This window comes from Gilvimarinus chinensis DSM 19667, assembly GCF_000377745.1.
Taxonomy (GTDB): domain Bacteria; phylum Pseudomonadota; class Gammaproteobacteria; order Pseudomonadales; family Cellvibrionaceae; genus Gilvimarinus; species Gilvimarinus chinensis.
Genome location: NZ_KB898706.1, coordinates 1,248,337 through 1,269,151 on the forward strand (window position 1 = coordinate 1,248,337; position 20,815 = coordinate 1,269,151).

Annotated in this window: 16 protein-coding genes; 11 read left to right on the plus strand and 5 right to left on the minus strand. The window is 52.5% G+C overall.

Annotated features, from left to right (window positions below; all coding sequences use genetic code 11):
- Positions 1–87: 87 nt before the first annotated feature.
- Positions 88–3,090, minus strand: a complete 3,003-nt coding sequence (locus D568_RS0105785) for a DUF748 domain-containing protein (protein ID WP_020208639.1) — start codon at positions 3,088–3,090, stop codon at positions 88–90.
- Between D568_RS0105785 and D568_RS0105790 the strand changes: the two genes are divergently transcribed.
- The 9 genes from D568_RS0105790 (at position 3,067) to D568_RS19415 (ending at position 13,238) form a co-directional block, all read left to right on the plus strand.
- The gene (locus tag D568_RS0105790; RefSeq protein WP_020208640.1) at positions 3,067–4,554 is read left to right on the plus strand and encodes an MATE family efflux transporter; all 1,488 of its coding nucleotides are present in this window, start codon (positions 3,067–3,069) and stop codon (positions 4,552–4,554) included. The genes D568_RS0105785 and D568_RS0105790 overlap by 24 nt on opposite strands.
- 76 nt (positions 4,555–4,630) lie before the next feature.
- Complete coding sequence (locus tag D568_RS0105795; protein ID WP_020208641.1) at positions 4,631–6,472, plus strand: ArnT family glycosyltransferase; 1,842 nt, start codon at positions 4,631–4,633, stop codon at positions 6,470–6,472.
- A gap of 356 nt (positions 6,473–6,828) precedes the next feature.
- The gene (gene fucP / locus D568_RS0105805; RefSeq protein WP_020208643.1) at positions 6,829–8,121 is read left to right on the plus strand and encodes an L-fucose:H+ symporter permease; all 1,293 of its coding nucleotides are present in this window, start codon (positions 6,829–6,831) and stop codon (positions 8,119–8,121) included.
- Positions 8,108–8,944, plus strand: coding sequence for an amidohydrolase family protein (locus D568_RS0105810; protein ID WP_020208644.1), 837 nt, complete (start codon positions 8,108–8,110; stop codon positions 8,942–8,944). Before fucP ends, D568_RS0105810 begins: the two co-directional genes overlap by 14 nt.
- 53 nt (positions 8,945–8,997) lie before the next feature.
- Entirely contained in the window at positions 8,998–9,795 is a 798-nt protein-coding gene (locus D568_RS0105815) for an IclR family transcriptional regulator (protein WP_020208645.1), read from the plus strand.
- 147 nt (positions 9,796–9,942) lie between these two features.
- A complete protein-coding gene (locus D568_RS0105820; protein WP_157497633.1) occupies positions 9,943–10,227 on the plus strand; it encodes an aldo-keto reductase family protein in 285 nt (94 codons plus the stop codon).
- Positions 10,228–10,272: 45 nt separating this feature from the next.
- Entirely contained in the window at positions 10,273–10,587 is a 315-nt protein-coding gene (locus D568_RS0105825) for a UxaA family hydrolase (RefSeq protein ID WP_020208647.1), read from the plus strand.
- A 20-nt stretch (positions 10,588–10,607) separates the two neighbouring features.
- Positions 10,608–11,834, plus strand: coding sequence for a UxaA family hydrolase (locus D568_RS0105830; protein ID WP_245551597.1), 1,227 nt, complete (start codon positions 10,608–10,610; stop codon positions 11,832–11,834).
- Between the two features lie 135 nt (positions 11,835–11,969).
- A complete protein-coding gene (locus D568_RS19415) occupies positions 11,970–13,238 on the plus strand; it encodes a GDSL-type esterase/lipase family protein (protein WP_020208649.1) in 1,269 nt (422 codons plus the stop codon).
- Positions 13,239–13,332: 94 nt separating this feature from the next.
- Here the strand turns inward: D568_RS19415 and D568_RS21000 are convergent, their stop codons facing one another.
- The 3 genes from D568_RS21000 to D568_RS0105850 all read right to left on the minus strand — a co-directional run bounded on the left by D568_RS21000 (position 13,333) and on the right by D568_RS0105850 (position 18,432).
- The gene (locus D568_RS21000) at positions 13,333–13,791 is read right to left on the minus strand and encodes a BLUF domain-containing protein (RefSeq protein WP_020208650.1); all 459 of its coding nucleotides are present in this window, start codon (positions 13,789–13,791) and stop codon (positions 13,333–13,335) included.
- Positions 13,792–13,993: 202 nt separating this feature from the next.
- A complete protein-coding gene (locus tag D568_RS0105845; RefSeq protein WP_020208651.1) occupies positions 13,994–15,904 on the minus strand; it encodes a hypothetical protein in 1,911 nt (636 codons plus the stop codon).
- A 359-nt stretch (positions 15,905–16,263) separates the two neighbouring features.
- Positions 16,264–18,432: an alpha-glucuronidase family glycosyl hydrolase gene (locus D568_RS0105850; protein WP_020208652.1), complete on the minus strand. Its 2,169-nt coding sequence runs from the start codon at positions 18,430–18,432 to the stop codon at positions 16,264–16,266.
- A gap of 154 nt (positions 18,433–18,586) precedes the next feature.
- Between D568_RS0105850 and D568_RS0105855 the strand changes: the two genes are divergently transcribed.
- Together D568_RS0105855 and D568_RS0105860 are read left to right on the plus strand one after the other, a co-directional pair.
- Entirely contained in the window at positions 18,587–19,240 is a 654-nt protein-coding gene (locus D568_RS0105855) for a hypothetical protein (protein WP_157497635.1), read from the plus strand.
- A 50-nt stretch (positions 19,241–19,290) separates the two neighbouring features.
- Positions 19,291–19,899: a DNA-3-methyladenine glycosylase I gene (locus D568_RS0105860; protein WP_020208654.1), complete on the plus strand. Its 609-nt coding sequence runs from the start codon at positions 19,291–19,293 to the stop codon at positions 19,897–19,899.
- A 44-nt stretch (positions 19,900–19,943) separates the two neighbouring features.
- Here the strand turns inward: D568_RS0105860 and D568_RS0105865 are convergent, their stop codons facing one another.
- Positions 19,944–20,798, minus strand: a complete 855-nt coding sequence (locus tag D568_RS0105865) for a UDP-2,3-diacylglucosamine diphosphatase (protein WP_020208655.1) — start codon at positions 20,796–20,798, stop codon at positions 19,944–19,946.
- Positions 20,799–20,815: the final 17 nt, after the last annotated feature.

Genomic DNA, 20,815 nt, shown 5'->3' on the forward strand with positions numbered 1-20,815 from the left:
AAAAATTCCCTTCTGCTTAACGGCGGTAAAGCCGGTACTTCTCCCAATGGGCTTTTATACGATGAATTAGCCCTGCCTCGTGCGATCTTATTGCGCTTTTACTTCAAATGTTAATGTGGTGCCTGTGAGTGCTGCAATATAGGCGTCTTCTTTAAGCAATCGATTTTCCGCCAGCCCGGCATCAAGCAGCTGGGTGATGACATTATCGGCGCGCTGGTCCGCTAACTGCTCCAACGCGGCATCGGTTATTTGCACCGTATTGCTGATTTGCTCAAGCGCTTGTTGTTCGGCTAACTTGGCCGCCGCTTCTGTTTCCAGGGTTTGTTCGGTGGCGATTCGTTCGACCAAGGTGCTAAAGCTCTCACCGTTTAAGTCCCGGTAGCGTTTGTGCAGCTGCCGTTGTACACCGCTGTTTTGCAAGGCATTAGCAATGGTTGTTTCATCGTAAACTACAGGCTCTTGTTCCGGGTCGGCGTCGGTTAGCTGGGCCATAAGTTGATTGATTTGCAGTGCTCGCTTATCGTCGTTGCGGTCCGCATTGCCCTGCACCACCAGAGTAAGCTCAGGCTTTTTGTTTAAGGCGTTCGCCAGTTTTTGTAAATTGTCGTGCTGGTCTTTACCGACACTGGCGCTGCCGGTGGTAAAGCTCACCTCGCCTAGGTTTTCATCCGAGCTGACAATTGAGCCCAATAAGGTAAAGGGCGATGCCACGGCTTTTACCAAAATGTTGATAAAGGTTTTGGTAATAAGCCCCGGAATATTAAAGCCGGGGTCGCTTTGATCGCCGCTAATGCCTAAATCCAAATTGATGTTGCCATCTAAATCTTTTAGCAGAGTCAGGCCCAGTTTGATGGGTGCATCGATGGCTTGCTCACTGTTAACAGCACCACCCAGTTCAAACTTTTCGGCAATAATGTCATTAGCGCCGATGATCTTTGTGCCCTCAAGGGTGTAATCAAAATGATAATTTAAATCGCCTTTGTCGACGTTATAACCAATGTAGGTTCCGGTGTAGGGTGATAAGCCTTTTAAGTTAAGCGCTTTGATTGAGCCCTCAACTTCTTTTTTATTTTTGCTGGTCTCGGCTTTTATACTCAGAGGAGCGTGTTTATTAATGCTGGCTTCTAACGTGACTGAAAGATTCTGCATATCCGCACTATCAAAGTCAGTCAGCGATAGTTTGATATCGTTAATGGATGATGCAAATTCGGGTTGAATCAGCGTATCTTTAAAATAGACATTGCCTTGGTTAACGGTAAGGCGCGCAATGCTCAGTGCCAGCGCGTTAGACTCGCTGGCATCGGCATCGGCATCGGCATCGGCATCGGCATCGGCATCGGCATCGGCATCGGCTTGCTCGGTCGTTTTGACCAGCGTTTCCCAGGTGGAGGGTGTGCCGCGCGACATACTAGCCCAGGGTGCACTGAGTTCAATGGCGTTAATCGCCAGTTTCATTTCCGGGTATTGAAATTCGGTGCTTTCAATACTGAGATTGTCCCAGCTTAAAAACTTTTTATTATCGGTGGTGTTGATAAACGCTGCACTTGCCAGATCAGTATCGGCCTTGATGTTCAGGCTAAGCTCGGGCTCGGTATTCAGATGAATGCTTGCGTGGGTGGTTAAAGTGCCATCGGTAATTGCAATGTTGGTGGCACCGCTAAGGTACGGCGTGACGGCCGCGGTTGCCAAACCTTGCACAGAAGCATCCAAGGTAGCGGTAACTGGCGCAAGGGTCATTTGCCCTTCGGCTGTTAATGGTGCTTGGTTGATCAGTGCGCTGATGCTCAACTGACTTGGTTGCGTACTGTTCAGCTCAATGGGTGCGAGGGAGGCTTCAAGTTGCTCCAGGTTCCAGGTTACCGGTGGTGAAACGGTTTTGTCGGTAAACTGTGATTGCGAATTTTTTATGCGCAAGGCACCCAGGGTAAAGCCCCATGGGTCGGCTTCGGGCTCGGCCACTGCGGTGGTTGCTTGCGCGTCGTTGGCCGCGCTGTTATCGGCATTAGTAACTTGCTCATGCGCCTGCAGCATTAACGAGTGAAAGCGAGTTTCACCGGTTTTATCCAGCCATTGGTTGGTGGTTAAACCGTCAATATCAACGGCTTCCACAGACACATTGCGTGCAAGAAAATCCAGCTTAATATCGTCTATTGCCAGGCTGTCCAAGCGCAGCAGCGGCGGCTCGGCTGTGGCGTCGTTAACGGCTAGTTTGGTGAGTGCGATGCGGCTTTGGCTTAACGTAATTTGCGTGGCCTCGCCAGCTTCCTGTTTAAAAATCTGTACCGAGGCGCTGGCGTTCAGCTCGCCGTTGTGGACTTCGGCATCGATGATATTGCGCACAAAGTCGGCAAAACCTGTGAGGTTAATCGCCTGGGCTTGCACGTTGATATTAAACAGCAAGGGCTGCAGGCGGTAATCGCCGTCAAGGGTTACGGTGCCGCCATCGGCCAGATCGGCCGCAATATTAAACGGATTACTGTTACTGGCGCCCGTGTCGATGTATAAATCGTTAAACACCAGGTTAAAGTCTTCTATTCCCGCATCGGCGGGTATACGGCCTGCGGTATCGCGATAGTGAAACGCGCCGCCGCTGATTTGAATCAGCTGCACTTCAACGCCGATAGGTTCACTTGATGTATCGAGCTCAGGCTTGGATTCTGTATTCTTGGCGCTTGCCTGATGGATTGAGTCGATGACCGAGTCGAAGTTAAAACCATCGGCGGTTTGCAGGATATTGATTTGCGGCCCAGCGAGCTGAACCTCTTTTACCACCAAGTGCCAGTTAAACAGCGAGGGCCAAAAGTCCACGTTGACGCTTAGGTGATCCCAATAGGCCAGAGGTGTGTCGGGGCGGTCGGCAATGGAGAAGTTTTTCGCTTGCAGCTCCAAGGTAAACGGGTTGTAGGCAAAAGACGCCACACTGACCTGACGCCCCAAGTATTCACTGCCCTGCTCTTCGGCCACTTGCTTTAATTTGCCTGGCAAATACCAGTAACCCAGCATCAGATAAAGGCAATAGCACAACGCCAGCAGGCCAAGCAAAAGGATCATCGAGCGTTTAGCCCAGTGCGCGATGCGGGACGTGTCCATATTCCACCTTTGTTAAAACGTTTCTTTACGCAAAATGTGCGCGGTGCGATCAATGCGCAGACGGATTTGCGTGAGCTGCGCTGTATTATAGAGCACCCGAATGAAGGACATGTGATGTTACCCCAGACTCAAACTTCAATGTGGCGCCGGGTTGCGGTGCTGGCTTTACCTGTGGCGCTGCAAATGGTGTTGCAGTCGTTTCTCGGTATGGCCGATGTGCTGATGGTGGGCGGTCTGGGCGCCGAGGCGGTGGCGGCCGTGGGCCTGGCGGCCAAGCTGCACTTTTTGATGCTGGTGACCATGATGGGCGTAGCCACAGCCTGCGCTATTTTGGTGGCGCAGTACGCCGGGGCCGAAGACGCAAGGGGCGCCGAGCGTTCACTGGCCATGGCGCTGCTGGTGGGGGTGTGCTTTATGCTGCCTTTTACCGCTGTATTTTTCAGTGCCGGCGGCTGGCTGGGGCTGATTAACCCCGATACTCAGGTGGTGGCCTTAACCGCCGAATTTTTATGGATTACCGCACCGGTTTTGCTGATTGCGCAGATTATTACGGTCTTTGAGGCGGCGCTGCGGGCCATTGGCAATACCCTGGTGCCCTTGGCCATGGGCGCAGTGGCGGCGCTACTGAATATCCTTTTTAACTACATTCTGATTTTTGGCCACTGGGGGTTTCCCGAGCTGGGGGTCGCTGGGGCAGCCTGGGGTACCCTGCTGGCGCGCGTGCTGCAATTGCTGTTTACCCTCGCGTGGTTGTACGCGGTCAAACACGAGTTTGCCCCCAAAATGAAACGCTGGTGGAGGGAGGTGACCACACCGGAATTAAAACGCTTTTTATGGTTTGCCCTGCCGCTGTTGGTCAATCATATTGTCTGGGCGGTGGGTAACTGCGCTTATCACGTGGCCTCTGGCTTTGCCGGTACCGATGCCCTGGCGGTGATGGGCGTGCTGGTGCCTATTGAAAGTTTGTTTTTCTCGCTGTTTGTGGGCTTGGCGAATGCCGCTTCGGTGATGGTGGGGCAAAGTTTAGGCGCAAATCGCCCCGACGCGGCCTGGCAGCTGTACCGCTTTTTTAATCGCTTAACCCTCGCGCTGGTGCTGGCAATGTCGGTGGTGCTGTGGCTGGCCCGGCCCTGGGTACTGCAGGCGTTTGCTCATATCGACCCGGCCACTAGCGCGCTGCTGTATCAAACTCTGGCGGTATTTTGCCTGGGCGTGTGGGTAAAAGTGCTGAACATGCTGCGTATTCTGGGTATTTTGCGTGCCGGTGGCGACACCCACTACTGCCTGGTGGTGGATGTGATTGTGATGTGGGTTTTTGGTGTGCCCTTGTACATGGCGGGCGTCTTTTTTACCGATTGGAGCTTCGCTGCGCTCTACGCGCTGATGTACATTGAGGACGCGCTCAAATGGCTGCCCATTCGCGCGCGGGTGAAGCGCGGCGTGTGGGTGAAAAATTTAACCTAATGTGCGTTTAAACACTTTTTTGTCGCACTTTAGGCGTAGAATCGCGAGCGATTAAGGGTTTACACGGATTGTTGGGATGAAAAAACTGCACCCTATCACCACCTTTTGGGGCCGCTTAGCCTTAACTCTCGCGCTGTTATTTGCCAGTTTGTGGAGTTTAATGAGCGCCGCCAATCTGGGCAACTTAAGCATTTCCGACATCCGGCTCACCTACGACAATCGCGACTTGCCTGTCGCTGACCTGCCGCTTTCCCGCGCTTTAATCGGCCGCTATGCCGTGCAACTTAGCCTGGACACTCATGGTAAAAGCGCGCTTTCGTTACGGGTAATTCCAGACGATGAACTGCACCGGGTGCTGGTGAATGGTCAGCCTGTTTCTCTGCAAGGCTTTTCCCGCAGCCAACGGCGCGATTACAGTAAAGGCCTGGTGCTGCCTTTGCGGGATTTGCGGCCCGACGCTGCCAATATTGTGCAATTTGAGTTGAGCAACGCCAGTAACCCCGCGGGCTTTGATGTGCGCCCGGTCGCAAGCTTGAGCGGCCAGCAGATGGTGTTGCTGGCTGTGGCTTTAGCGTTGTTGGCGCTTGCCTTGTTGCGCCACTTGCCCATCAGCCGGGGGCAGGGGGTCATAGTGGCTGCGGGGCTTGTTGCCTGCACCGTGTATTTATCGCAAACCGATTCTTTCACTCGCACGTTTGATGTGTACGAGGGCGGCGGCCATCGCGATTACATTCATTACCTGATTGAGCATCAGAGTTTTCCCTTGGCCTCTGAGGGGTGGGAGTACCATCAGCCGCCGTTGTATTACATGGTTACTGCGCTCACAAAAGTGCTGCTGGTGGATGCCAGCGGTGGTGACGATCGCTGGGCCCAATGGCTGGCTTTATGGCTGTGGGCCATTTTTTTGTGGGCTTCGCTCGCTGCTTTGCGCATCGCGTTTCGGGTGCATCCGTGGGCGCTATTGTTGGCCAGTGTGGCGCTTTGTTTCTGGCCCTCGGGCATCGTGCACAGTATTCGCATTGGCAATGATGTGCCTTTGTACGCCTTCTACGCGTTGGGCTTTTTCTTTACTTTGCGCTGGTGGCGCACCGGGGCACGGCAATGCTTAATGTGGGCCGCTTTTTGGGCGGCCTGTGCGCTGTTGACGAAATCCAACGCGCTCGCCCTGTGGGCGGTATTGGGCGGTTTGTGGTGGCTGCGATCTGTGCGCCACGGTAAGGGGCTTTTGTTGTCGCCATGGCGGCGGCGTCAGGCAGTAGGTGCGGCCTTTGTCTTGGGTGCGTTTTTTGTCGTGGCGGTAGGGATCAACCTGGGTGATAACCTGTGGTATTACGCAAAAGGTCAGTCGGAAGACTGGCTGCTGTCGAATGTCAGCAACACGATTAATTCGGGTTTACAGGTGGCCAACAGGCCGGCGAATTATTTGGTGTTTGATCTGGCCACGTTTATTCAGCAGCCCTTTATGAGCAGTTGGCAAGATATTTACGGGCGCCAGTATTTTTGGAATTACGTGTTGCGCTCCAGTTTGTCATCCGAGTTCTTTTTTAGCGGCGACTCTTTCAAGCTTTGGGGCAAGGTGAACGGTGTCTTGCTGTTACTGATGCTGGCCGGACAGGTGTATTACAGCGTTACTCACAATGCGGTTTTGGATAATCGCGCCAGAATTCGCGGCTTATATCGCGCCATGCCCTGGTTGCTGACCATTGTGTTTCCACTGTTGTTGCTCCTGGCGTATCGCATCAAAGTACCGTTGTCCTGTAATACCGATTTTCGTTATGTGTATATGATGCTGGTACCGCTGCTGTATTGGTCCGCCCATGCGCTTACCCGCGAAGGGTTTCTGGCAAGGTTTTTGGCATTGACCCCAGCGGCGATCGGACTATCGTCGATAGTGTGGCTGGCACTGTTGTTACGTTAGGGGCGGGTTTGTTTCGGTTAGCTGCGCTACTTGTTGAGTCAAATGTGAAATGTTCATTTTATAAACCCGTGTCGACGGGCGTTGCGAGGTACTTGTGGTCTTGGCCAAAAGTACCGCCGCCGTTCCTGCGCCACAGCCCAGGCTGCCCTCACCGCCTTTGGCATTCACCCTCTCCTGTTTGCTTACCCGCTAAAGCGGTAGTCGCTGACGCTGGCCGGTATTATGTTGGGCCCACAGCTTGTTTTAAATATAAGCAGAGTTTTACTTGTAAATGAAGTCGTGGTATACAAGCGTTTGGTCAGGGCCGGTAGGCCCCAATGAGCCTCCTACAATAACAATAGTCTCCCGGAGGAGTCGTGAATCGTCAGCAACCCCAGGCCATGCCCATGGTCAGCGCCCGCGTGTGGGTGCCATTGTTTTTGATTGTCAGCCTCTTTTTTATGTGGGGGGTGGCGAACAACCTCAACGATATTCTGATCACTCAATTTAAAAAAGCCTTTGTGCTCACGGATTTGCAGTCGGGTTTGGTGCAGTCGGCTTTTTATTTTGGCTATTTTGTGTTTGCTCTACCCGCTGCCCTCGCCATGAAACGCTTCGGTTATCGCGCTGCGATTGTATTTGGTTTACTGCTTTACGCAGCAGGCGCAGCTCTGTTTTACCCCGCCGCTCAGGCCCATGAATACGTTTACTTTTTGGCGGCACTGTTTGTCATTGCCAGCGGCCTGTCTTTTTTAGAAACCTCGGCGAACCCGCTGATTGTCGCCATGGGCGATCCGGCCACCGCCGAGCGGCGTTTAAACTTTGCCCAGTCGTTTAATTCGCTCGGCACGATTTCGGGGGTGTTGATTGGGCGCGAGTTTATTCTCTCGGGGGTAGAGCACAGCCCCGAGGCGTTAGCAGCGATGAGCGAGGCGCAGCAAACGGCCTTTTACACCACTGAAGTGCAGGCTGTGGCCGGGCCTTATCTCGCCATAGCAGCGGTGGTGCTGTTTTGGGCGTTGTGTGTGGCACTGGTGAAATTTCCGGTTATTACGTGGGGGCATGAGAGTGACGAGCGCGGCTTCTGCCGGGCTGACTTTAAAGTTCTGTTGCGGCGGCGGCACTATCTGTGCGGTGTGCTGGCGCAGTTTTTCTATGTGGGTGCCCAAGTGTGTATTTGGAGCTTTATGATTCGGTATGGCCAAGAAACGGTACCGGGCACCGGTGAGAAAGCTCTGGCCACCTATTTAACCGTGTCGCTGGTGGCGTTTATGGTGGGGCGGTTTTTCGCCACCTGGCTGATGGGCTGCGTGCAGCCCGCGCGACTGATGGCCTGGTACGCGCTGATTAATATTGGCTTGTGCGGTTTTGCCATGTTGGCGGCCAATCATGCGGGGTTGATTGCCCTCGCTGCCACCAGCTTTTTTATGTCGCTGATGTTTCCGACCATTTTTGCCCTCAGTATTAAGGGGTTAGGCCGTGAAGCGAAAGCCGGCTCGGCGCTGCTGATTATGGCCATTATTGGCGGGGCTGTTATTACAGCGGTGATGGGGCTGGTATCTGATGTAACCAGCATGCACACGGCGGTTATAGTGCCTTTGTTCTGTTTTGTGGTGGTGTGGTTGTTTGCTTGTATAAGTCAAACGGAGACGAGTCTTGACGGAGTTTAGCGTTATTGACGCCCATCAGCATTGTTGGGAGCTGGAAAATACACAATGGCCCACACCTGATTTAGTGGATATTTATCGTACTTTCAGTGCGGCAGATTACTTGGCGGCAAGTGTTGAGGCTGGAGCCGTTGGCTCTGTACTGGTACAGACACAGCCAAATACCGCCGATACCGATTTTCTACTGATCGAGGCCGATACTTACCGTCATGTATTGGGGGTGGTAGGTTGGGTTGATTTGAGCGCAGCGGATGCACCGGCGCAGCTAACCCTTCGTGTGCGCCATCCGGCCTTTTGTGGCGTGCGGCCCATGTTGCAGGGTTTGCCCGAAGATGACTGGATTCTACGACCAGCATGCGCCCAGGCCTTATCAGCCTTAACGGATCTTAAACTGTGTTTTGACGCTTTGGTGTACCCTCGGCATCTACCGTACATTGAGGAACTGGCAAGGGGTTATCCTGAATTGTCGATATGTATAAACCATGGCGCGAAGCCAGATATTGCCGCGTCTGAGTGGCAGAGCTGGTACGCACTTTTAGCACGGCTGGTGGCTTTGCCAAATGTGTTCTGTAAATTGTCGGGCCTTGCGACCGAGGCCCCAGTGGGTGCCCAGCTGGCGGTGGTGCGACCTTATGCTGAGGCAATTTTGACCCTGTTTGGGCCGCAAAAAGTTATTTGGGGGAGCGACTGGCCAGTGTTGAATATGGCGAGTACCTACCCCGAATGGCTGGCATATTGCCGGCAACTGGTGCAATCTTTAGCACCCGACGCCGAAGCGGCGATCTTCCGTGATAACGCGATTCGCTTTTACGGACTTAGTAATTAAAACAACAATGATTTTTCAGGCTTTGAGCAGCGACACTTTAGAGTAAGGACAAAATGACAGGTAAACGCAATGTGGTCGTCAAGGCGGCGACCGAAGACAGTCGAAAGTACAAGGCACCGGCGCTGGAAAAAGGGCTGGATATTCTCGAGCTGCTGGCTTCGACCAGCGAGCCTATGACCACATCGCAAATGGCGGCGAAGTTGGGGCGTTCGGTGAGCGAACTGTTTCGAATGGTTCTGGCGCTGGAGTACCGTGGCTATATCAGTCCCGCCGACGATGGTCGCGACGGCTATGAGTTGTCGAACAAGTTATTTGCCCTGGGTATCGCACGCGCACCCACAAAAGCGTTGCTGGAAACCGCGCTGCCCGTTATGGCGGCGCTCAGCCGTGAGATTGGCCAGTCCTGCCACTTGGCGGTACCTTCGGGAAACCAGATTGTGGTGGTTGGGCGCATTGAAAACCCGGGTGACTTGGGCTTTTCGGTGCGTATTGGTTACCGCAGGCCGCTGGTCAAGGCCGCCTCGGGCAAAATCTTGTTTGGTTTTCAGGCATCGGATGTACAGAGCGTCATGCTCAAAGACCTGGCCGGTGAAGATGAAGCCGAACTGGAGAGTTTTATCTCCAGCGCCGAGCAAGCGCGCAAGGCCGGGTATGTGTGTACACCCAGCGATTTTATTAACGGCGTAACCGACTTGTCGGCACCGGTGGTCGGGTATCGCGGCGCGCTGGCGGCGCTCACGGTGCCCCATGTGGTTTACCACCCAGAGCCTTGCAGCGTTGAACGGGCCCTTGAAAGGCTGCGCGAGGCTGCGCAAAAAATCTCTTCTCAGCTGACCGAGCAAAGCCATTAAGCATTCTGTAAAGGCGCTGTTCCTGGCGCCTTTAATCTCTTATAGTTTATTGGACTTTTTCTTGTGTTTTGCGCCATAAGTCGGTTGACTTTCGACGACCGCTTGTTTTTACTTGTAAGTATATTTTTAATTATAAAAAGGTTTTCTGTGGTAGCCGCAATTGATCTGCAGCCGGGTCGCGTGGTCGATACTGGCGTATATCTGCCCCTCTTCGCTATGGGCGCTGCCTCATTGGGCAATTTATGCCGCGAGGTGGCCGATGTGCAGGCCCAGACGGCCATGCACGAGCGCTCGGTGTTATCCGCTAAAGTAGGTCGATTATTCCAGCCGATTGCACCCACTAAACGTGCTTCTCTGCGTTTTGGCATTGCTGCAACACCCGGTTTAACACCGGTGTTTGATTACAGCTACCCGGGGGGATGCGATCATTGAATAAGTCGCCGCACCCTCAGGCACCGGTGCCTGCGGAGTAACGCCATGACGCAAACCGTAAGCGCAGCCCCGCAGGTGGTGTTATTGCATTCGCAGGATAACGTGTTGATCAGCGTAGCAACGCTGGCGGCAGATACGTGGTTTGAGCTTGAGGGGCAGGGCTACAAGCTTAAGCAAACGGTGCCGCTGGGGCACAAAATTGCCCGCATTGATATGTCCGCGGGCACGCGAATTTTACGTTACGGTGCGCCTATTGGTTCGCTGTATTGCGACGTTCAGGCGGGCGATTGGGTACATACGCACAACTTAAAAAGCGATTATCTGGCCAGCCACACGCGTAACGGACGGGCTAGGGGGTAGTGATGACCAAGGGGGCCGGGGTGAGCACTAGCAAACAACCGCAAGCCACCTTACGTGGCTACTTGCGCAGCGATGGTCGCAAAGGCATTCGCAATGTGCTGGTGGTGGCCTATCTGGTGGAGTGCGCTCACCACGTTAGCCGTCGTATTGTGATGCAGGCAGACGACAGCGAGGTGCATTTAATCGGTTTTCCCGGCTGCTACCCCAACGATTACGCCAGTGCCATGATGCGGGCCGTATGCACACACCCCAATGTCGGCGCTGTGCTGCTGGTGTCTTTGGGATGTGAGAGCATGGACCGCGACAGCTTACTGCAAACCGTGCGCGACTCTGGCCGCCCGGCTGAGTTGTTAGTGATTCAGGAATCGGGTGGCACTGCCAGCACCATTGCTGCTGGCCTGAGCCTGGTAAAACAGATGCGCGATCAGCTCGCTCAGGCTCACACGGTGAGTATGGCGGTCAATGAATTGGTCATCGGCACCATTTGCGGCGGCAGCGATGGCACCAGCGGCATTACCGCTAACCCCGCTGTTGGCCGTTGCTTTGATGCCCTGGTCGCCGATGGCGCGGCCTGTGTGTTTGAAGAAACAGGCGAACTGATTGGCTGTGAAAACATTATGGCCGAACGCGCCGCCACGGCCGAGTTGGGCACACTGATTCAAGCGTGCGTCGCCAAGGCCGAGCGCTACTACACCATTATGGGTTTTGGCAGCTTTGCGCCGGGCAATGCTGATGGCGGCCTGACAACGCTGGAAGAAAAATCCATGGGGGCCTACTCCAAATCGGGCTCGTCAAAAATCAGCGGTTTGATCAAACCGGGCGATGTGCCGCCCACGGGTGGTTTGTATCTTTTAGACGTTGTTCCTGACGGTGAACCGCGCTTTGGTTTTCCCAATATTGCAGACAATGCCGAAATTGTCGAAATGATTGCCTGCGGTTGTCACCTGACGCTGTTTACCACTGGACGCGGTTCGGTAGTGGGTTCGGCCATTTCTCCGGTCATAAAAATTTGCGCTAACCCCGACACCTACAAACGCTTAGCCGGCGATATGGATGTAAACGCCGGGAAAATTCTTACCGGTGAAGCCACGCTGGATGAAGTGGGGCAGGAAATTTATCAATGCGTGATGAATGTGGCCAGCGGCGCGCGCAGTGTTTCTGAAGCCCTTGGCCATCAGGAATTTATACTGACGTATAAATCATTCGAACCTATAGGCCCCGGTTGCTTGCCCGCCGGTGTGCAATAAAGTCTATTGTTGATATTAAGGCATAAGGCAGCGTACAAAAATGAAAGGCACACCCATCGTGAACCGAGTAAGTGCAATCAACGAAAGCCGGGTGAACCCACAAAACAGTATTTTCCTACGGATAAGGCCATCATTATGAGACGACTCGTTACCTCGGTGTTTGCTTTCGCGTTTGTATGTCAAAGAGCCTTCAGCGAAAGCCCGGCGCAGACAGAAACATTACCTTTGTGGCCACCAGAAAACACCGTTTTGGTTGCGCAAACTCACGACCAAGAAAAACTCTGGCAGAAGGGTTCACTCACGCTCGGTGACGAACGCCGTGTCATGCTAAATCAAAATGAAAATAATGCTTTAGTGTTTGAGTGGCAGGATGCGTGGTGGTCTGCGGTTCGTTTTGAAACTACACCTCCGGCCAACCTTGAACCGTATCGGCAAGATGGCGGCGTTGTGTTTACCCTGCAGCTGGAAAAATTCGACAATGCCGGGTTTGATATTGCGTACCTGTGTGGCAATGGCTGCGAGCGCAAGGTAACGGTGACACACCAAATTTCCAAGCTGCTGGGCAAAGGGCCACAAACCGTCAAACTGCCCGCGGGCTGTTTAATCCGCGAGCACGAGAGCGCAGGCTTTATTCGCGTGCCTTTACGTTTTGGGGCCGGTGGTAGCGGCAAAGCAACGTTTACCTCCGTGCGATGGCAGAAAAATTTACAGGCGGTGGACGGCACAACCCTTGAGTGCCCGGATCAGAAAACCGTGGCTATAACGCCCCAACCGCTTAACGAACATTGGGCGCTCAGTTGGTGGATGCCGCGCCACCAAGAAAAATTAAAACAAGCGCGTGACAATAATCCCGAGCTTATTTTTATAGGCGATTCAATCACCGAAGGGTGGGAGAAGTCTGGCGCCAAGGTGTTTGAAAAGTATTTTGGTGATTACCGCACCTTAAACCTGGGGTACGGTGGTGATCGTACCGAGAACGTACTTTGGCGTTTACAGCATGGCGAGGTAGACGAAACCGATCCAAAGCTTGTGGTGTTAATGATCGGTACCAACAATACCGGTCACCGGCAGGATGATCCGGCCCGCATTGCCGAGGGTATTCAGCACATTCTTGTTGAGCTTGAGCAGCGCGTGCCCAACAGCAAGGTGTTGCTCTTGGCAATTTACCCGCGCGGCGCCACTGCTGACGATGTACTGCGCAAAAACAACGCCTTGGTCAACGCCCGTATTCGCAACTTCGCTGACAATAAGCGTGTTTTCTTTAAGGATATCAACAGTGTACTTCTCACCCAAGACGGCGTGTTAACCGAAAAGGTGATGCCGGATTTACTGCATCCGGAAGTATACGGCTACACCTTGGTGGCTGAAGCTATTAAGGGTGATATAGAAAAATTAATGCGGTAAAGGTTAAGAAGCGCGCGCAGTATTCAATAATGAATTTATGCGCGCGTAACTATTTGAGAGCTAATGTGAATAGCACTCGGTGAGTCTGGTAAGCCTATGCTGGCTGTCTGGGTTGTTGAGCTTGCTGTGTCTGGTTGCGAGCAATAGTAGAAACCATATTTAATATATTATTCTTCCATCTCTTTTCATTGCGATAGACTTCATCGTTTATGGATAACATATCATCGATGATCATTTGCTCTAAATTGAGTTTTGGCAGCCCTTGCTGATTAATGAATTTCATATTCCATTCACCAAACCGACGCGCTCCCTCAAAATTCTGGCTGAACGCAGTCAAAATCTTGTGACGTGGGTCTCGCTCAATGCTGGCCATGATCTCGCTCGCCTCATCGTTTTCACTTTCCAGGTATTGAAAAAAATACGGCGATTTAAAGTATAAGTAACCAGTAACATTTTGGCTGTGATTTCGCTCTTGAGCCTGCTGCAACAGCTCGGTTAAAGCGTTGGCATCAAATGTTTGTTCCGCATGGCTGACGTATAAAATAGCTTTCATAAAGTCCTTTAAAGTAAAAGGAAGGGCGAGCAAGTTTGCAGGAAAGTATGCTTGGGTACAAGAAAAATCGTGGGGTTTAACAGGCTATATAACACTATACTGGCCTTTATTTAGACGAAAAAGTAGTAGCTCAATCTACACCGATAAACACCGGCTGATAACGGGTAACCATTGGCTCAGGCTGAGCTACTACAGAGGGTGTTTAGCGTTTTACATTTTCATCGTCATTTTCGCTTGCCAGGTCTGCCTCACGCCGCAAATAGCCACCCTTCTCAGAATCTTGTTCAAGTGCAGGTTTGTGCTCGGCGCCAAGGCTCGCTCGGGTTTGTTGATTGATTTGATGAATTTGGCTGGCGTTGCCTAAATCACGCTCACTGGTAATTGAGGCGATGGATTCGCGATCTTTCAAGAAGGCGATTACATCGGCGCGAATGCCCTCAATATCAGTTTCTGCCTTATGCATCTCCAGAATGTAACGGGGAAATTCTAAATTTCGCATACCGGTATCGGCGAAGGTGGTGGACACCAAACGCGACGTGATAACCCAGGGAGTGATAGAGCTGCGCACTAAAATATTTTCAGAGCGAGTGCTGTCGTGAATACCAGTACCGGTAGAGATTTTCGACTCGGTAAAGGTACCTTCACATTTAAAGTACACCAGCAGAGACTGGAACTGTATCTCGGCGTAGAACATGCGACAGGCGTTGGCTAAAATCCGTCCGAACGCACGACACAAAAAACCGAGTAATAGCAGGTGCAGCAAGGCGAGCAGCGGGTCGCTCAGGCTGGCCGGTATTTTCCATTCTTCAATTGCGCGCTGATCTGTCTGACTTAAAGATGACGCCAGGGTATAAATATCCACCACCTTGTAGGCAGCAAACAACGTAAACAGCGCCGCTAAAACAAACAGAACCTGCCCGGCAATGGTGCCGATAAAGCGCCAAAGGTCAAAGGTTTTACCCAGCTCCATCGGCGCAACCTGGGGTTGAATCTCCTGCAATAGTTGGCCGCTAAACTCTCCTTTACCGTCCACTTGCTCACGCAACTTGGGTTCAAGCACCCGGTAGACCCGGTTGGGTACCTCTTTATAGCGGCGGTTTGCCATAACCAGATTGTCGAGATTAATAAATATTTCATTGGGGTGGACAGACTCCTGCCAATTTTCACGCAGCTCGGAGACTTCTGTCAGAGGTTGAGCGTGGCGCAGGCGCTTGGCCAGTAAAAGGCCTACTACCGCACAGACAACAGAGGCCACCAATAAAGTGCCAAAAATATACAGCCAAATATGCAGCTGCTGCAGCAGTCCGTTACGTGAGTCAACCGCCGCCTGCACCGCTGTTTTGCTGTCGGCGGCAACAAAAGCTACGGCCACGGCAATAATGGCTGGAATCAACAGCGACCAAATCAATACTTTAACCAGTCCGCCAGCCCCAAGGGTGGTCACTTTGCTTTGTAAGCTGCGGTCTATGCCTCTGCCTGCCGAGCGCCAGATAAACCCTAAGGCTACCGCCAGAAACAATGAGTAAAACGGAAACAGCAGTGGCCCCCAGTCGCCCGCCAAACCGGTTAATGACACAAAAGCTACCACTGCATAAGCAATAACGGCGGTTAGGGTTTTTACCCAGGCACCAAACACCTGCTGTGCGGCATTGCGAATTGGGTAGGGCATATACAGAAGGCGTGGAAATAGGCTGTGAAGCAATCGCGCCAGCAACCCTGAAGGTTCTATAAAGGTGGCGTTTTTGCGCCCCATTAACATTTCTTCGAGGGTTTTATCAGAATAGGCAACGTACTTGGCTTCTTGCTCTGCACCACTGGCCTCGGAAGCCGCAAAATTACGCGCTAACGATGTAGGCGGGTTACGACCAACAAAATACCTAAGAGTGGCGAAAATACCGCCGCCTAATCGTCTTAGGCCCCCGATCAGAATAAACATCCCAAAGGCCACGAGTATCCAGGCCGCCACCTGGCTTTGGCTTATGTAGCCTACGGCTGAAACCAGCAGCACAATTCCAAGGGCGCTTTGCGCTGCGCCCGCTAGTGCTGTAACCCAGCCGAGCGGTTTAAACGGGTTTTTTAACCCAAGGTCAATCGACCCGTAATCAAATGCCATGTGATGAAATCTCCATAAAATCGGGTTTGGCCCCAAAGGCCGATAGCTTAGTGTGCGGCGAACCGCTTGGCAAAGTATATGTACCGGCTATGAAACAGGCAGACTGTTCAGGTTTGATACAAGGTAAGAGAGCAAAGCCCAAAAGTGTATTTGTACTCGGGTGGCGCGTAAAGCAACGTGACAAATTATTACAAACAATTCAGGCCTGGCCAATATCTATCGCTGGATAGCCGCAAGTGTCAGTAACGCGTAAGAGGGTTTAGTCAGTCAAGAAAGGTAAGAGCAAAAAGGTGTATTGTTAATTGATCAGAAGCTTCAGTAGATGAAAAAAAGCCCAGCAAACGCTGGGCTTTTTCGTCTTAATGACCGCCAGGCGTTGGATACCAGGGGTCCGGTACGTACAGCTCTTTTTCCATCCGCTTGTAGTATTCCAAGTCGTGCGCGGGCTTGGCTGAGCCTTCGGGCAGCGGTAAACCGCTCACGCTTTGGAAGTAGCTGATGCAGGCGTCGCGCCAGTGTTTGGCGTCGCGCAGTTGCACTTGCAGCAGCGCCTTAACGCGCTGATAGCGTTCGGCGTCCACGTAATCTTTTACGCTCTCCCAGGTGGCTTGCATCTGCTCCACTTGCGCCACGCCCGTATCGTATTTGTGTACCAGCTCTTGCCAGAGGGTGCGGCCCGAATCCATTTTGTAATCCCAGCTTAAGTGATGGAACCACAACAGAATATCCTCGGGGGTGGTGGCCGGGTTGGCAAACTTTTCGGTGAGTTGTTCGTGATACTGTTCGATGGCGTTGGAGCCGGATTGGGTGCGATCAAAACCAATGCCGTTTTCACTGGCTTGGTGGTAGTAGTAAGCCGTCCAGTCCGGGCGACCAGCTTTGTCGTGCCAGGGGGCCGGGCCATAGTGATGGCCTTGGGCGTACAAATGGGTGAGGCCCAGCGGCATGCGATAGTTAACGCCCGCCTCGCGGGAGATGGCCATAATCTCTTGCATGGGCTGCAGAAAAGCTGAATCGTTACTAAAGGTTTGGCGCAGCCACTCTTCGCTAATAGCGCTTGAGGTTAAATTGACATCCCACGCCAGGCGGCCAAAAGCGTACCAGCTGCTTTGCACAAACGGGTGGCTGGTCCAATTGCGCGAATTGCCGGGGTTGATGACCGCAGCCATGCCGGTGTGTTTATAGTCAAACACATCACCCGCCAAAATTTTACCGATGGTGGTGCCTTCGCCTTGGGCGTAGGTGTCAGCATTTAGCGCCTCGGTAAACAGCGGTCCCTGATAGGCGAGGTGGTAGGAAAAACCAAAATACTCTTGGGTGACTTGCAGCTCCAGGGCAATGTTGGTTTTTTCTAAACTGCCAAACAGAGGCGAGAAAGGCTCGCGTGGCTGGAAGTCGATGGGCCCGTTTTTAATTTGCACAATGACATTGTCTTTGAACTTGCCGTCCAGCGGCATAAATTCATCGTAAGCTTCGCGGAAGCGGTCACCCTGCTCGGGTGCGTAAACAAAGGCGCGCCAAAATACCAGACCGCCGAAAGGCTCTAGTGCTTCGGCCATCATGTTGGCACCTTCGGCATGGTTGCGGCCAAAATCCTGTGGCCCCGGCTGGCCTTCGGAGTTGGCTTTCACCAAAAAGCCGCCGAAGTCGGGAATGTATTCGTAGACCTTTTTAACCCGCTCTTTCCACCATTGCTGAACCTTGGGGTCCAGTGGGTCGGCGGTTTCAACGCCGTCCAACAACATGGGTGAGTTAAATTTCACCGACAGATACAGTTTGATGCCGTAAGGGCGAAAGACATCGGCCAGGGCCGCGGTTTTTTCAAGAAACTGGTCGGTCAGTACCCGCGCGTCGGCGTTGACGTTATTGATGACGGTGCCATTAATACCGAGCGAGGCATTAATGCGGGCGTAATCGTGATAGCGCGGGTTGTCTTTGTAAGCGGGCAGGGTGCCCCAGTCCCACAGGGATAAACCCGCGTAACCACGCTCGACCACGCGGTTTAGGTTATCCCAATGGTTAACCACCCGGTGCTGTACCGATGGTGCGGAGGCAATGTTGATATCGGTCACCGATTGACCGGTTTGCATCAGGCGCAACAGATGGAAGCTACCGTAGAGCACGCCGACATCTGAATTGGCGGCAATGGCGGTGGTGCCATTGTCCAGCGTTTGAATCACAAAGCCTTCAGGGCCAACCCCGCTCAATGTCTGGCCCAGTTTTTTCAGCTCGGGGGAGTGCTCGGGCGTACCGATGAGCAAACGGCCGTTATCGCCAGACCCGTTGCCCGGGCTTTTACCCGTCAGCCCCTGTAAGCCGCGTTCCAATTCTTGCACTGCCAAGTCCATGGTGGGCGAGCTGTGGCTGGCGCTGATGTGCTTGAACTGCTGGCGGTACTGCTCGGCGAGTGTGGGCTCGGCGGCTTGGTAGCGCAGCCACATGCGGTAGCCGTCTTCGGCGTGGGTATGGCCGGCGATAGTAAGAGAGGTGCACAAGGCAAGGGTTAAGGCAAAAAATCGCGTGATCATCGTGAGTCCTGCAATTGGCGCTATGTTATGGTCATTGTGACTACCATACTACTATACCACCGTAAGCTGGCGAATAAAGTGTATCTGACCCTAGTCGGCCCGGATTTTGAATCATAGTGTCCCAATCAGTGAAAGAATGTGAGGGAGAATGCCTGTGAGTACCGACTGGATTAGCGCCGCCAGCAACTTAATTATGACGGCTATTTGGTTGATTTATTTACAATTTTTCTATCTAAGTTACCGCAGGTCTAACCGCCCGTTTATGATTATTCATCAGGCGCAAGGCAACGGTCCTGAAGCCCCTTGTTTATTTGTAAATATGAGCAAAGAGCCGATTCATGTACAAAGCATCGTCGCCTATATTGAAACCGATAAGGGGGTGCGCAGCTGTTTTATCACGGACTACCAGCGCCATTCTCCAGAAGATAGTGATGTAGAGCCTCGTTTGCAGGAGGGGCCGATTCAACCTGGCGGGTATCTGGTGTTGGGCAGTTTTGACGATATTTTCCGTTGCCACCCGGATATAGTTACACAGGATGCTAGGCGCAGTCAGTCCCTAGACGGCAGCCGTGTAGAATTATGCGTGGCGGTTACTCACGGACCGAGCCAACATTTAATAGGTGCCAGGCGGGCGTTTCGGATTCATGAGGCAGATGATCGTATCGAGTTACAGGCGCACAGTATTTATACCGAACAGCTGACCTCACGGCGCAAGCGCAAAGCGGTGCGTCGCTGGGTTCAGGAGCGCTTTAAACCGGAATACGACAGCGAGCAACAGGATCGGGGCAGCAGGCAGCGGCTGGATTAGCCTTTAAGGTATAGGCAATTGGATAAGACCTGACATACGGAGACGGTGATATGGGTAAAACGGTAAACGGCCCCGACGGTAAACCTCGGTGTGGTTGGTGTGGCAATGTGGAGGCTTTTTTCCCCTATCACGATAATGAGTGGGGTTACCCGGTCGATGATGATATTCGCTTGTTTGAAAAAATCTGTCTGGAGAGTTTCCAGTCGGGTCTGAGCTGGCGAACTATTTTGGCGAAACGCGATAATTTTCGCCGCGCGTTTGCGGGTTTTGATTTTAATAAAGTAGCGGCGTTTACGGAGCGCGATATCGAGCGCCTATTGAAAGATGAAGGTATCGTCAGGCACCGAGGGAAAATTGAAGCCGTTATTAACAACGCGCAAAAGGCCAAAGCGCTGGTGGCTGAACAGGGCTCGCTCGCTGCTTTTTTTTGGCGGTTTGAACCTGCAGGCAAGTCTGCGGTTGCGCCGCAAACGCAAACGACTACAGAAGAATCCGTCGCACTAGCAAAAGCGCTGAAAAAACGCGGCTGGAAGTTTGTCGGGCCAACAACTGCGTTTGCATTTATGCAGGCGATGGGGTTGGTGAATGATCACCTTCGAGAATGCGTGTATCGAAGTGAAGTGGAAAAAGCTCGAACGACGTTCATAAGGCCGCAATAAATGCGACCTGTGTAAACGTGAATTCCTATTTTAATAACAGCAATTTAAGCGGCTTGGGCGATTTTACCTTGGGCCTCTTCCTGCCATTGAAGCTGATCGCTGTAGTGCAGTAAGCGCATGTGGCCGGAATAATCTTCAACAATGGCGGTGCAGTTTTCTATCCAGTCACCGGTGTTGCAATAACGAATACCTTGTTCGTTATGCATGGAGGGGTAATGGATATGGCCGCAAATTACACCATCAAAGCCTCGGCGGCGCGCCTCCTCGCAGGCCTCTCTTTGGTAGGTTTCAATGGCGTGTTTAGCGCCTTTGATGTTGTTTTTAATCATTCCTGCCAGCGAGAAATAGGGCCGACGCATGAGCTTGCGCCAGCGGTTGGCCCAACGATTAATAAACAGAAGCAGCTCGTACCCTACATCGCCCACTAAGCGGGTGAGGTGAGACAAGTTGATGTAGGCATCCATGGCGTCACCGTGCATGATCAGATAGCGTTTGCCATTGGCGCAGGTGTATTCGTGCTCTTCAATGATTTCTATAGGACCAAACAGGTTGCCGGTGAAACGGCGCATGGGCTCATCGTGGTTGCCCGGTACATAAATGACACGCGTACCGTTATTGGCTAGCTCATAAAGCTTCAGCAAAACATTGTAGTGATCTTTGGGCCAGCGAAATTTTCGTTTCATGGCCCACATGTCAATGATGTCACCGACCAAGTACAGTGTGTCGCAACTGATGTTGTCTAAAAACTCCAGCAGATACTCTGCCTTACAATCGCGCGAGCCCAAATGAATATCAGAAATCCAGATTGTGCGGCCCTTGATAAGCGGCGATTGGGGTTTTACCGAGGGAGAAGTCTTGCGGTGAGAAGGGTTTGATTCGGTGGCAGTTGGTGTTGTCATGGCTGCGGCCTCAGCTT

Coding starts and splice junctions, on each gene's coding strand:
- D568_RS0105815 (WP_020208645.1), top strand. CDS start 8,998: ATGACAGGTAAACGCAATGTGGTCGTCAAGGCGGCGACCGAAGACAGT.
- D568_RS0105825 (WP_020208647.1), top strand. CDS start 10,273: ATGACGCAAACCGTAAGCGCAGCCCCGCAGGTGGTGTTATTGCATTCG.
- D568_RS0105850 (WP_020208652.1), bottom strand. CDS start 18,432: ATGATCACGCGATTTTTTGCCTTAACCCTTGCCTTGTGCACCTCTCTT.
- D568_RS19415 (WP_020208649.1), top strand. CDS start 11,970: ATGAGACGACTCGTTACCTCGGTGTTTGCTTTCGCGTTTGTATGTCAA.
- D568_RS0105785 (WP_020208639.1), bottom strand. CDS start 3,090: ATGGACACGTCCCGCATCGCGCACTGGGCTAAACGCTCGATGATCCTT.
- D568_RS0105865 (WP_020208655.1), bottom strand. CDS start 20,798: ATGACAACACCAACTGCCACCGAATCAAACCCTTCTCACCGCAAGACT.
- D568_RS0105845 (WP_020208651.1), bottom strand. CDS start 15,904: ATGGCATTTGATTACGGGTCGATTGACCTTGGGTTAAAAAACCCGTTT.
- D568_RS0105860 (WP_020208654.1), top strand. CDS start 19,291: ATGGGTAAAACGGTAAACGGCCCCGACGGTAAACCTCGGTGTGGTTGG.
- D568_RS0105795 (WP_020208641.1), top strand. CDS start 4,631: ATGAAAAAACTGCACCCTATCACCACCTTTTGGGGCCGCTTAGCCTTA.
- D568_RS21000 (WP_020208650.1), bottom strand. CDS start 13,791: ATGAAAGCTATTTTATACGTCAGCCATGCGGAACAAACATTTGATGCC.